This is a genomic window from Staphylococcus sp. 11262D007BW, assembly GCF_053547815.1.
Window position 1 is genome coordinate 1817386 of the sequence record NZ_JBPWPJ010000001.1, and the last position, 13238, is coordinate 1830623.

Genomic DNA, 13238 nt, shown 5'->3' on the forward strand with positions numbered 1-13238 from the left:
TAACATGTGCCCATGTCGCGAGAAAAATTTATACGGCATGTCCTCCATCCTTTCATCTTAATACCCCTTTATTATAAACCTCGTTACGTATAATGTGAATACATATCTCCTATCAAAAAACGAAGAGGATAGGTCATCAACATAACGCACACTTACTCATGCATCGCAGAACAATCTCAATGCCTATGACCCAACCTCTTGTTTCATCTTATTATTGACCGATAGATAAATATTTTGTTTCTAAATAAGGCTCAATACCCTCAATAGCACCTTCACGACCGTAACCACTTTCTTTCATACCACCAAATGGCGCATGTGCTGCAGATGGACCACCATCATTCCATCCAATCACGCCATAATCTAAATGGTTATAGATATAAAGACCTGTACGGTAATCATTTGTGAAGAAATAAGCTGCTAAACCAAATTCTGTATCATTTGCGTAACCAATTGCTTCATCTAAATCACGATATCTCATAACCGGTGCAATCGGACCAAATGTTTCTTCATGCATGGCTTTCATATCTTGATTCGCTTGTGTAATAACTACTGGTTTTAAGAAATGACCACCGACTTTAATGTCTTCCATTGAACGAGATAATGTACCGCCATGTTTTGTAGCATCCTCAATGTGATCTAACACTTTCTCTACAGCGGCCTCATTAATGAGTGGTCCAACCTTTACATCTTCTTCAAATCCATCTCCTACTTTAAGTGCATGGACTTTTTCGATCAGTCGTTGTTCGTAGTCTTCTGCAATGTCTTCATGAACATAAATACGGTTTGCGCAAATACAAGTTTGACCAGCATTTCTAAATTTTGATGCAATTGTTTGATCAACTGCCACTTCAATATCTGCATCTTTATGAACAATCAATGGAGCTAAGCCGCCTAATTCCATTGTGACATTTTTAACATGTTCAGAAGCTTGAGCAATTAATTGCTTGCCTACGCCCGTTGATCCTGTAAAAGTAATTTTATGAACATGAGGGTGGTCTGTAAATAATTCACCAGCATCTTTTCCGCTAGCAATCACATATGAAATCGCTGCTTTAGGTATACCTGCTTCATGCGCTAATTCCACAAGACGAATAGTCGTTAATGGCGTTTGTGTCGCTGGTTTACAAACAATCGTACATCCCGCAGCAAGGGCTGGCGCCATTTTTCGAGTAATCATAGCAGCCGGGAAGTTCCAAGGTGTTATCGCACCCACTACACCAACTGGAAACTTATCGACGAGAATCTTTTTATCCGGTGTATTTGCTGGGATCGTGCGTCCATAAGTACGTTTGGCTTCTTCAGCATACCAGTCAACATAAGAAACAGCGTAATCCACTTCTCCTTGTGCCTCAGCAAATGGCTTACCGCCTTCAAGTGTAATTAAGCGCGCTAACTCGTCACGGTGTTCCTTGATTAATGACGACCATGCCCACAATAGTCGAGAACGTTCATGCGCATCCACTTCTTTCCAAGATTGGAACGCCTCATACGCGCGTTCAATTTTGTCTTCCATTTCCGCTTTTGTATCAAATGATAATGTATCAATAACCTCTTCTGTTGATGGATTCATCACTTCTAATTTTGACATTGTCCTATCCCCTTTTCTAATCATAAGCAGTCACTTTTCAAGCTGTGTGAAAATGCAGTGTGCTCTATCAATATTAGTTTTATAATTCCTTTTTTCGAGCAAATTTAAACGTTAACATAGATACATTTCCTAAATTATGTGCTACATTATAAGGTAATGACTCATGAAAGTAGGTTAATCATACATGGCAACAGTACCAAATTGTCCACAATGTGACTCAGAATATACTTATGAAGATGGCACATCTTTCGTTTGTCCAATATGCGGCTATGAATGGACTCAAGCATCAATCGACGAAGCAAACGAAGCCGCTATTGTACGCGATGCAAATGGCAATGCACTTCAAGACGGGGATACCATCACTGTCATTCGTGACTTAAAAGTCAAAGGATCCTCCAACGCCATCAAACAAGGTACAAAAGTTAAAAACATTAAAATCGTTGATCCCGACGACGGTCACGACATTGACTGTAAAATACCAGGCTTCGGCCAAATCGGCCTAAAATCCAACCTCGTCAAAAAAATATAAAAAAGTGTGGAGTGCTGCGTTCAGAACTCGAGCAAAATCGAGCGCTGAACTAAAACCGTTCTCTGGTTTTAGTGAAGCGTCTCATTTTGTTGAGAGTTTTGCAGCACGAAACCGGATTATTCTAATTTGGGGAGCAATAGAAGTAGAAATAGCGAGCAGGCGAACCTTTCCTTAAGAGCAAAATCAAGCGCCAAACTCAAGTTTTTAAATAGCATATATTTATTCGCTCATATTTGTGTTTTAAGAGTTATATACGGTTTTAGATGATAAAATTATATGATTTACCCATAAATCTTTAAAAACTTCTTTAAATTTTAAATAGTTCTTGTGATAAAATTTTTAAAAAGGAGTGAAATAGGTGAATAGGATTAATTACTTTTTAAAAGCGTTAGTATTAGCAATTATGCTTCGTTGTACAATGGATTATTTACTTCCAACACCTGAAAAATTAACTTTCAAACTTTTAGATGGATTTCTTTTTGGTATGTTAGTGTGTTTTTTATTTTTTGGATTATTGGTATTTTTAAGAAATCTTCAGAAAAATAGATCATACATTTATGCCGAGAAAATTTATTGATGTTGAGAAGAACCCTTAACTAAACTTGAAGACGAATGTCGGCATAGCTTGAGCTATTAAGACGACGATTCGACAAGTTTTAGGTTTGTTAAGGGTTCAGAGGCTCATTGTCAATAAAGCAATTGGAATAAAGTAATTAGATGTTTTTTACTTATTATTTTTTATTTGTTCGTAGAGATATTGGGCAATGATACATATACATATATTACTTAGCATAACTGTTACAGTCATCTGTATTCCTCCTAGTTTTTACTCTGGTTTTATTAATATAGCAATCAGCAGAGCAAACTATTCTTTTATAAAAAAAGAGCTTTAACCACTGAGTGATCAAAGCTTTAAATTTGCCCATAATATTATGTTCTTTCGAAATCCTGTTTTTTTCTGTCTAAGAGATAAAAATTCTTTAAGTTACCGTCAAATAAAAGTTTTTAAGGTGTATAATAATTAAAAATAAAAGAATGAGGGATGATTTCATTGGAAAATAAGAGTAATGGTTTAGTTGGATATGCTATAGCAACTTTTTGTATTATTTTTGGCTTTTTTTGGTTTATGTTTGGTGGTGGAGGTTGGGTTTGGATAGGTTTTCCGTGTTTAATATTTGGATTCTTAGGACTACTTGTTGAGTTGAGTGAAGAAGGCTATAAGAGGTATTGCTATTTTACTGGTGGAGTTGGAATGATTTTCTTATCTTTGTATTTTGTAGATTATGAATTTTTTGTTCTGAAATTTATATTTGCCATTTTAATTTGTGGTGCTATGACTTGCTTTGTAGTTGGTGCTATTTATGCTTTCAGAACCTCTAGTGGTAAAGCTTCTTTTGCCGATACGCTTTTTAAGATTTTTGATATTGCTGGTACTGTGTATTCTGCTTATTTACTATTCACAGAAATTGTTAATTTCTTTTAGATTTTGAAACGAGTTTCTTCTTATCTTGATAATAAGGGTAACTATTTCGATTTGAGATAGTTACCCTTAACCCCTTGATATATCTGATTTTAATGATTAAAAAAACTTGACTAAAAAAGAGAAATCAAGTAGCTATGATGCGCTCTCAGTTTCGAGATATTTTCTAGCTTTAAATATCATTGGTAGCTGCAATAGCTTCATTAAAACTTTTGCCGGTGGATAATGCTACACTCGCCACAAAGCTACCTTCTACAATAGGCGCAGTGACCTTTTCTACTCGATATTCACCTGGATACATTTCAATAGCCATATCCAAATTCATTTCCGAAGAACCAATATCAAAAAAGCAAAGTGCATCTGTCTCAAGGTGATTAATCACTTCCGAAATGTCATCAAACGAAGTACCAATCTCACCCTGACTGCCGCCTACAGCAATCACTTCCACCCCTTGGGCCATTTGGTTCAATAAGGCTTTTGTCCCTGTCGCAATGGCTTCACTGTGACTTACAATTACAATGGCTGTCATTCTAATCCTCTCCAATCAATGCATTTAAAATATAAACACTACTTTGAGCACCTGGATCAATGTAACCTTTTGAATCTTCTTTAAAGTATGCTGCACGTCCTTTGGTAGCCACCATCTCTTTCGTATCATTTGCGAAACCTTGTAATCTATCTAACGTTACTGTCTCACCATTTGCAATCGCTTGTCGCGCGCTTTCAATCACGTCATACATTGTTTTTTCATTAAGTTCTACTTTTCCACGTTGTGCCACCGCTTCAGCAAAAGCAGTTAACATTTCTACTAAAGTGTCATGATCAATCTCTTCATTGACCACTTGAGACATTTTGACAAAACTAAATCCATATAAAGGCCCTGAGGCGCCACCAATATTAGACATCAGGGTCATGCCCGTGGATTTCAACAAGGAGGCAATTGAACGACCATCTATTTTCTCTGCTAATGCTTCAAAACCACGTTTCATGTTAACGCCATGATCACCGTCTCCAATTGCACGGTCAAGTTCGGTTAACGTCTCTTCTTGCTCTTGAAATGTTGTTTTTAATTGTAATAATCGTTGTTTAAGTGTTGCTTTATCCATAAGTTTCACCCTCTATTTTGTAAAATAATGACTCGTTGTTGGTGCATTTAATGCTTTTTGAACTTCTTCTTGATAAGGGACTAACGTAATTGAAAAACCTTGCATATCTAAAGCAGTCATATAATCGCCCACAAACCATGATTGCACTGTTTTCCCTTGCGCTTTTAAGGATTGATCGACATATTTCGTTGTGATATTTAATTCCGAAAGTGGTGTAGCACCCATCCCATTAACCATGACGATGACTGACGCTTCTTTTACTTCTTCACTCAGTAATTCAATTAGTCGATCTGAAATACTCTGAATGGGTTCAATCGGCAGCCGTTTTAACCCCTTTTCACCATGAATACCTATACCAATCTCCATCTCTGTCTCATCAATATCAAAACCATATTGACCAGTGGTGGGTACCATAGGTGGTGTTAATGCCATGCCTATTGTCCGTATACCCTCGATAAACGTTAACACTTTCGACTGTATCGTAGAAAGCGATGTTCCTTGATCAGCAAGGTAACCCGCATATTTATGAACAAAAACTGTTCCTGCGACACCGCGACGTTGTTGTATCTCTTCTATAGCAATATCGTCTTTTACAACGACTGTCTCAACGTCGATGCCTTCCATTTGTGCCATCTCTTGAGCCATTTCAAAATTCATAACATCGCCAGCGTAATTTTTAACAATCAATAACACACCCTCGCCTGTGTCGACTGCTTTAATCGCTTCTAAAATTTTATCTGGGGTTGGAGAGGTGAATACTTCACCACACACCGCAGCGTCTAGCATGCCCTCTGCCACATAACCGGCATGAGCAGGCTCGTGACCACTGCCACCACCTGATACAAGTGCGACACCAGATTGTTTTTTCGTCTGACGCACGACAATCGTATCGTGAATGACTTCAATAGCTGGGTTGGCGTACTGCATCCCTTCTAACATATCTTTTAGAAAATCTTGCTTATGTTGAATTAACTTTTTCATCATTTTCACCAACTTTTCGAAAATTCAGGTAATAAACTTCAAACTAATATTACATTTATTATATCTTTTTTATCTCAGACTTTCATTTAAAAAGAGAAAAGGCTCGGACCACACGTTGCAGCTGTGTGTCCAAACCTTTCCTATTATCTTATTACATATAAATTTTAAAAGAAGACGGTTGCGAGTATTGGTACGACAGCCACTACTACTACACCTACAAGTACAATCGCGATGCTCGCCATTGATTCCTCAGTTGGTCCTAACTCTTTTGCAGCTGCAGCCCCTAAAGTGTGACCACTTGTACCTAATGCTAATCCTCTTGCAATCGGGTTTTCAATATGGAAGAATTTCAATAATTTATTACCTAGCGCGTAAATAATAACCGCATTTAAAATAACAGCTAAAGAGGTCAGCTCTTTCACGCCATCAATCCCTTCTGATACTGGTAAGGCAATAGCTGTTGTAGCTGCTTGTGGTAACATTGATGCAATAATTTGATCGCCAAATTGTAGGGCTTTAGCAATAAAGAATATCGCAATTAAAGCCACTATAGTCCCTAAACCTATACCACCAAGGATACGGTGCCAATGTTTAACAAGGACGTCGCGCTTTTTATATAGTGGAATCGCAAAAGCAATCGTTGCAGGTTCTAAGAAAAAGTTAATGATGTCCCCACCAATTTTATAGTTTTCGTAAGGTATGCCTGTAAAATATAGAAAAGCTACACCCACTACCATCGCTACAAATAATGGCGCAAATAAGAAGAATCCATTCGTCTTTTTAAATAAGTACGTTGCAATTAAAAACGGAATAACCGATAACAAAATCCCGAAATAGGGTGTGTCTAATGCAAGATGATTAACCATGTGATTGGGCTCCTTTCATGCGTTTAGTTTGAGTAGATGTTTCTGTCTTTTTCGGTGACAATTTCATAATCATTTGAGATATAAATCCTGTACATATAAGTAATAAAAGTGTTGAAATAATAATCAATGCAATAATGAGAAATGGACTTTGACTTAAAATACCTAAAGAATTTACTACAGAAATGCCGGCAGGTACGAATAAAAATCCAATATTATTTGTAAGTGCTGTACCTACTGTTTCAACTTGTCCTAATTTCACAACCCCTGTACATAACAAGACAAATAACAATACGAGTCCAATCACTGATGCAGGCATCGGTATTGGCATAAACGACTCAATTATTTTTGATACAAATAGTATGAGTGACATGACTAATACTTGATGCAAGAAGCCATATGTTTTTTCTTTTTTCTCTCTCATTTCCCTGTCCTCCTAAGACTTATTAATTACTTATAGTTTAATATGAAAACGCATTTATAAAGCATTTTCACGCCGAAATGCAAAAATTGATAGGTGACATGCACAAAATGAAGAAGGACATAAAAAAATACGCTCTATTCAAGGCCTGTATCCTTTGAATAAAGCGTATCAAGCAGCCATTACGTTAACCCGATTGCCTGTTTAAATTGTTTCATATATGAACGACTCACTTGCATTTTAATCTCATTCGTCAGTGTCACTCTCAATGTGTAATTAAACCAATGTTCAACTGCTTGAATATGTTGTTTGTTAATAATATGTGCACGATGAATGCGTAAAAAACGCTGTGGGTTGAGTTTCTTTTCATACGTACTAAGCGGCTCAAGCACTTCGTAGTCTCCGTGCGTCGTAAATATTGTGGTCACACCTTGATTTACACTAAAGCCAATAATGTCACTTTGACTCAACATATGAATTCTGTCGTCAATCTCAATCGGCAGCGCTTGTTCGATGGAAGATGCTGCGTTTGTCGTCTCTTTATCTTCACGTTGCATCGCAGTGACTTTATCAACCGCTTGTTTAATGCGTGATTCCTCAAAAGGTTTGAGTACGTAGTCTGTCGCATTAAGTTCAAAAGCTTGCACAGCATACTGATCGTGAGCTGTCGCAAAAATAATAGCAGGCGGTGACTTCATCTTTTGAATTTTGCGTCCTAATTCCACTCCATTGTCATCTGTTAAATTAATATCTAAGAAAACGATATCGTATTCTCCAATTAACAATGCTTCTAACGTTTCCGAGACATTTTCAGCTTCATCAATAGTATCAAACCCACCAATTCGATTCAGTAAATACATCAACTCATTACGCGCAAGTGGTTCATCATCTACAATTAATACCTTCATCCCGACACCTCTTCTTTCTTATGTGGTAAATGGCACCATACGATCGTTCCAGTTGGATTAGATTCAAAATGCAATTTGGCGGCATTGCCAAATAATCCTTTTAATCTCAAATTTAAATTTTCAAGCGCACTGCCTGTTCCCGATTCAGACTCTACTGCTTGTTCGCCAAGCAGTTTTAACTTTTCAGTGGGAATACCGTGCCCATTATCTTGAACAGCCACTTTTAAACCCGCCTCCGTATCCTGCACTGAAACCACAATTTGATTCTCTTTTTTGCGTTTGGCAAAGGCGTGTTTGACCGCATTTTCAACTAGAATTTGAATTAAAAAGGGTGGAACAAATGCATTCATATATCGCTCTGGCACATCAAATGTGACATTAAAACGGCCTGGAAAGCGCGCTTGTTCAAGAGATAAGTAAGCAGACACTTGGCCTAACTCTTTTTCTAAAGTAATTTTATTTTGACGAGACCCTTGTAAATTCGATCTAAAAAAATGGCTCAATTCTAATAACAGTTCACGTGCCTTTTCACTATCTATTCTAACCAGGGCTGAAATGGTATTAATCGCATTAAAGAAAAAGTGCGGATTCACTTGAGCTTGTAAGGATTTAATCTCAGCATCTTTTAATAGCTTCCCTTGCATTTCCGCTTCTCCCAATTCAATTTGACTACCAAAAATCTTGGCTAAGCCTTCCGCCAATTGACGTTCTACAAAGGTTAAATCATTCGGATCCGTAAAATACATTTTTAATGTCCCAATCACTGTTTTATGTGCCTTTAGAGGAATCACAATGGCCGCATGTAACGGACAATTAGCATGAGGGCACCCTATCTCTTCTTTAGTATGTACTTCTTTTAACTCACCTGTTTGCATGACTTCTTTCGATAAATGCGTCACAATTTCTTTTTTGGGTACATGGTGATCACTTCCCGCACCGACATGCGCTAAAATATCGCGCCCACTTGTAATCGAAACGGCCGAGACTTTCATAAGATCTTTAATAATCATCGCCACATGTTGAGCAGAATGTTCATTTAACCCTTCTTTAAAGTAAGGTAACGTTTGATTCGTAATCTGTAATACATCATGTGTTTGTACCGCGCGCATACGTTCTTCGTGCTTTAATGTTGAGATAATAATGGACATAAAAATCGCTGTACCTGTACTATTGACGATAATCATCGGTAACGCAATCAGTTGCAATAAATCCGTCGCGTGCGCTTTATCTTGTGCTAAAAAGTAAATACACAGCATTTGTAACACTTCCATCGACGCACCAATTAATGCACTCACACCGACTGAAGGATAACGTTGTTGAAAGCGACGAAAGTGTTGGCCGAAATAGCCAGCGATTAAACCGATAAATAAGGAAGAAACTAAATAAGTATAGGCCTCTGCACCTCCCATATAAAAGCGAAAGATACCAGACACAATGCCTACAACCGCGCCCACGAATGGGCCACCTACTAATCCTGCAACACTAATCGTTAACACGCGTGTATTCGCCAGTGATACATCATCATCAAGTTGGAAGTAAATTTTACTCGATAAAATGTCGCCATGATGAATGACAATTCCAGTAAAATTCGACATAATCGCAAATAAACAAAATATAATGCATAGCTGCCATTTTGACCGCCACTTATCACGTTGGTTCATCACTTTCTTAAAATGACTTAAATTCATTAACAAATAAGCCAAAATAATAATCAAACCTACACGCTCTAATAATAAAATCGTTAAATTAAACATATCGGCACCTTCTAAGTTCTTTCTACTTCAACTTATAGTAATACAACAATATAATCACTTTTATTTTATCACATTGAATGATATACATAATAGGCGCTATACATTATAGGCAACAACATGTAGCAACTAACAATGATAACGTCACACAAGAAAAACCGGTCATTGTACAATGACCGGTAGTGATGTGTTACACACCTTTATCTTTAATTTGCCTACCTAAAAATACCACAATGAGTATTCCGTGAATAATAGTAAGTCCTTTATATACAGGTGAGCTGAAGGAAACAAAGAATATTGTTAATACGACTTCCAGTAACAATATCATGATAATTACAGCGAGTAATATTTGTTGAGACTTTGACATGCTATGGCGTTGTTTGCTCATATCATTCTCCTTTACATTACAACATCCCAATACAGTTCCACTTAATAACGTAACACATTAATCGAAAAGTATTAATGATAAGCGTCAAAAAGAGGTTGAAACAAAATCCTGCTTGTGGGATACCGTTAATCGATTTCCCAGAGCATTAATGCTTTATGCCTCAACCTCTCTTACTATTATTTTAATTCATTTAAATAACTATGTCCGAACTCTGGTAATGTCACCCCAAAGTTATCCGCAATCGTTGCACCGATTGAACTGAACGTTGTATCGCCATCTAGCGCGTGACCTTCTTTAAATTTTGGACTATACATCAACACAGGAATATATTCACGTGTATGATCTGTACCGTCTGCTGTTGGATCATTACCATGGTCTGCTGTAATAATGAGTAAATCATCCTCATTTAAAGCATCCAGTAACTCTGGTAATCGCTCATCAAAGTCTTTAATGGCTTGGGCATAACCCGGTTTATCACGACGATGACCATATAACGCATCAAAATCAACTAGGTTTAAGAAACTCATACCTGTAAATTCTTTATTCACGACTGTCATCAACTGATCCATACCATCCATATTATTTTTCGTACGAATAGCTTCAGTGACACCTTCACCATCGTAAATATCATTGATTTTACCAATCGCAATCACATCGTAACCCTCATCTTTTAATGTGTTCATCACGGTTTTGCCAAATGGTTTTAAAGCATAGTCATGACGATTACTTGTACGTGTGAAATTACCAGGTTCACCCACATATGGACGTGCAATAATACGACCGATTAAATATTTAGGGTCTTTCGTAATTTCACGAACTTTTTCACAGATATCATATAATTCTTCTAAAGGAATGACATCTTCATGTGCCGCAATTTGAAGCACAGGGTCCGCTGAAGTATAGACAATCAAGTCCCCTGTCTTCATTTGATGTTCGCCCCACTCATCAATAATTTGTGTACCTGAAGCTGGGCGGTTCGCTACAACTTTGCGGCCAGTTAATGATTCAATTTGTTCAATTAACTCATCAGGAAAACCATTTGGATATACTTTAAATGGTTTATTAATGTTTAATCCCATAATTTCCCAGTGACCTGTCATCGTATCTTTTCCGACAGACGCTTCACTTAACTTCGTATGATAAGCCAATGGATGATCAACTGTATTCACGACCGGTAGCGGGGCAATATTACCTAAGCCTAAACGTTCTAAGGATGGCAATGTACCTTCAAAGCCCTCTAACGTATGTTTCAGTGTATGACTTCCTTCATCATTAAATTTGTGAGCATCGGGTGCTTCTCCAATACCAACAGAGTCCATTACAATTAAATGAACACGATTAAATGGTCTAGTCATAAACAATCACTCCTCTTAATCAGATACAATCTTAATAATCTGTATCTGCTTCTAAACCTTGCATAATTTGTACACCAGCACTTGCGCCAACGCGTGTCGCACCAGCATCTAGCATTGCTTTAAAGTCTTCTAAACTACGTACGCCGCCTGATGCTTTTACTTCTAATGCATCACCAACAGTGTCTTTCATAAGTTTGACATCTTCAGGTGTTGCGCCGCCACCTGCAAATCCAGTTGATGTTTTCACAAAATGAGCGCCCGCTGCTTGTGCTAATTGGCAAGCTTTCACTTTTTCTTCATCTGTTAATAATACTGTTTCAATGATGACCTTCACAGTTTTACCTTGTGCTGCTTTAACTACCGCTTCGATATCTTGTTGTACCTCTTCGTCACGGCCATCTTTCAATGCGCCAACATTAATCACCATGTCAATTTCATCAGCACCATTATTGATAGCATCCTCTGTTTCAAATGCTTTTGTCTTACTTGTTGATGCACCTAATGGGAAACCAATCACTGTACATACAAGCACATCTGAATCTGATAATGCTTCAGCCGCATAGTGTACATGCGTTGGATTAACACATACAGATTTAAAATGATATGTTTTCGCTTCTTCTAAAATACGATCGATTTGTTCACGTGTCGTTTCTGGTTTTAATTGTGTGTGGTCGATATATTTTTCAAAATTCATAATGTATGCTCCCTTGTTAAAATAATCACTTTACTACTTTCTAATTATACCGCCTACTTTAATAAAATACGATTATTTACTATATATTTCATACGCTAACTTCTTCTTTTCTTTATTTTCAGATTATTCATTGAAATAGAAAAATGGTTGTGATATGATAACGTTATTCTTAAAACACTTTAGTTCGATAGCGAATGAAAGCGAGGTTTAATTATGCAGCAATTACTTGAATCAAAAAAGCAAGAAGTGCAATTCTTAGATTATTTCTCTAATCAAGGATTCACCTTAATCGATACGTCGTTTATCGAATCATTGAACTGGTCACAATTAACTTCAGATGATTTAAAACAAATGCCAGAACGTAGTATTTGGCAAAACAACGACCAAATTTATGCATTACGAAATGATTTTACAGACCAACTCGTTCGATATTATCAAAATTACGAACTTCAAAATCAAAAAATAGCGTACAGCGGTCCTATTGCGAGATATCAGGAAGTATCTACGCAACTCGGATTAGAATGCTATAATCCGACGATTCAAGATATTCATCACGCTTTTCAACAATTTCATACATATATTCAACATCATCTGTCGACCACCGTTCAATACGTTGTCATTGGACACTATCAGCTGATTCACTTATTGCTTGATGCCAAAGAGCAAACAGCGTCGGTACTAAAGTGGATTTCTCAAAGAAACATCTCAGAATTAAAGAAAGTGCTCGGCGTCCAACACCCAATTGTGCAACTCTTGCTGACACCTACAGATCAACAACTATCACTGCTCACATCTTTATACTCAGCTGAGCATCACATTGTAGCAAGCTTAGAACGATGGGCTACGTTTTTAGAGTCATTAAATATTACAAACATTCATTTAGACATTACACCCTTGCCACCAAGGTCTTATTACAAAGGCACCTTCATCAAAGCCTATCTGAACAACGATCACGTCCTATCAGGAGGTTATTATAACAATCAACTCGAAGGCTTCGGCTTGGGTCTAGTGTTATAAAAAAGTGTGAAGCGCTGCGGTCAGAACTCGAGCAAAATCGAGCGCTGAACTCAAACCGTTCTTTGGTTTTAGTGAAGCGTCTCATTTTGTTGAGAGTTTTGCAGCGCGAAACCGGATTATAAAACATAGTGTGGGAGCTTACGTACACTTCGAATAC

14 protein-coding genes and 1 pseudogene are annotated in these 13238 nt (G+C 37.4%); 4 read left to right on the forward strand and 11 right to left on the reverse strand.

Features of this window, described 5'->3' with window-relative positions; all coding sequences use genetic code 11:
- Positions 1-211: 211 nt before the first annotated feature.
- Positions 212-1588 (reverse strand): NAD-dependent succinate-semialdehyde dehydrogenase, encoded by a 1377-nt coding sequence (locus ACEE93_RS08955; RefSeq protein WP_449155281.1) that lies wholly within the window; start codon positions 1586-1588, stop codon positions 212-214.
- A gap of 184 nt (positions 1589-1772) precedes the next feature.
- On the opposite strand from ACEE93_RS08955, the gene ACEE93_RS08960 reads away from it, so the two are divergent.
- The 3 genes and pseudogenes from ACEE93_RS08960 to ACEE93_RS08970 all read left to right on the forward strand — a co-directional run bounded on the left by ACEE93_RS08960 (position 1773) and on the right by ACEE93_RS08970 (position 3600).
- Entirely contained in the window at positions 1773-2117 is a 345-nt protein-coding gene (locus ACEE93_RS08960; protein WP_449155280.1) for a zinc ribbon domain-containing protein YjdM, read from the forward strand.
- A 358-nt stretch (positions 2118-2475) separates the two neighbouring features.
- Positions 2476-2663: pseudogene (locus ACEE93_RS08965) on the forward strand (hypothetical protein).
- A gap of 496 nt (positions 2664-3159) precedes the next feature.
- The gene (locus ACEE93_RS08970; protein ID WP_449156514.1) at positions 3160-3600 is read left to right on the forward strand and encodes a hypothetical protein; all 441 of its coding nucleotides are present in this window, start codon (positions 3160-3162) and stop codon (positions 3598-3600) included.
- A 169-nt stretch (positions 3601-3769) separates the two neighbouring features.
- Here ACEE93_RS08970 and dhaM read toward each other — a convergent pair whose 3' ends face one another.
- The 10 genes from dhaM to deoC all read right to left on the reverse strand — a co-directional run bounded on the left by dhaM (position 3770) and on the right by deoC (position 12064).
- Entirely contained in the window at positions 3770-4126 is a 357-nt protein-coding gene (dhaM, locus tag ACEE93_RS08975) for a dihydroxyacetone kinase phosphoryl donor subunit DhaM (RefSeq protein WP_449155278.1), read from the reverse strand.
- Position 4127: 1 nt separating this feature from the next.
- On the reverse strand, positions 4128-4703 hold the full coding sequence (gene dhaL, locus ACEE93_RS08980; RefSeq protein ID WP_449155277.1) for a dihydroxyacetone kinase subunit DhaL: 576 nt from the start codon (positions 4701-4703) through the stop codon (positions 4128-4130).
- 12 nt (positions 4704-4715) lie between these two features.
- Entirely contained in the window at positions 4716-5684 is a 969-nt protein-coding gene (gene dhaK / locus ACEE93_RS08985) for a dihydroxyacetone kinase subunit DhaK (protein WP_449155276.1), read from the reverse strand.
- A gap of 164 nt (positions 5685-5848) precedes the next feature.
- The gene (lrgB, locus tag ACEE93_RS08990) at positions 5849-6550 is read right to left on the reverse strand and encodes an antiholin-like protein LrgB (protein WP_449155275.1); all 702 of its coding nucleotides are present in this window, start codon (positions 6548-6550) and stop codon (positions 5849-5851) included.
- Complete coding sequence (gene lrgA, locus ACEE93_RS08995; RefSeq protein WP_449155274.1) at positions 6543-6971, reverse strand: antiholin-like murein hydrolase modulator LrgA; 429 nt, start codon at positions 6969-6971, stop codon at positions 6543-6545. The genes lrgB and lrgA overlap by 8 nt, the downstream gene beginning before the upstream one ends.
- A 179-nt stretch (positions 6972-7150) precedes the next feature.
- Positions 7151-7876, reverse strand: coding sequence for a response regulator transcription factor LytR (locus tag ACEE93_RS09000; RefSeq protein WP_449155273.1), 726 nt, complete (start codon positions 7874-7876; stop codon positions 7151-7153).
- Positions 7873-9630, reverse strand: a complete 1758-nt coding sequence (locus ACEE93_RS09005) for a LytS/YhcK type 5TM receptor domain-containing protein (protein WP_449155272.1) — start codon at positions 9628-9630, stop codon at positions 7873-7875. Before ACEE93_RS09005 ends, ACEE93_RS09000 begins: the two co-directional genes overlap by 4 nt.
- Positions 9631-9817: 187 nt before the next feature.
- A complete protein-coding gene (locus tag ACEE93_RS09010) occupies positions 9818-10015 on the reverse strand; it encodes a hypothetical protein (protein ID WP_449155271.1) in 198 nt (65 codons plus the stop codon).
- Between the two features lie 176 nt (positions 10016-10191).
- The gene (deoB, locus tag ACEE93_RS09015; protein WP_449155270.1) at positions 10192-11370 is read right to left on the reverse strand and encodes a phosphopentomutase; all 1179 of its coding nucleotides are present in this window, start codon (positions 11368-11370) and stop codon (positions 10192-10194) included.
- Between the two features lie 31 nt (positions 11371-11401).
- On the reverse strand, positions 11402-12064 hold the full coding sequence (deoC, locus tag ACEE93_RS09020; protein WP_449155269.1) for a deoxyribose-phosphate aldolase: 663 nt from the start codon (positions 12062-12064) through the stop codon (positions 11402-11404).
- Positions 12065-12277: 213 nt separating this feature from the next.
- Here deoC and ACEE93_RS09025 point away from each other — a divergent pair, with 213 nt between their 5' ends.
- Entirely contained in the window at positions 12278-13081 is an 804-nt protein-coding gene (locus ACEE93_RS09025) for an ATP phosphoribosyltransferase regulatory subunit (RefSeq protein WP_449155268.1), read from the forward strand.
- Positions 13082-13238: the final 157 nt, after the last annotated feature.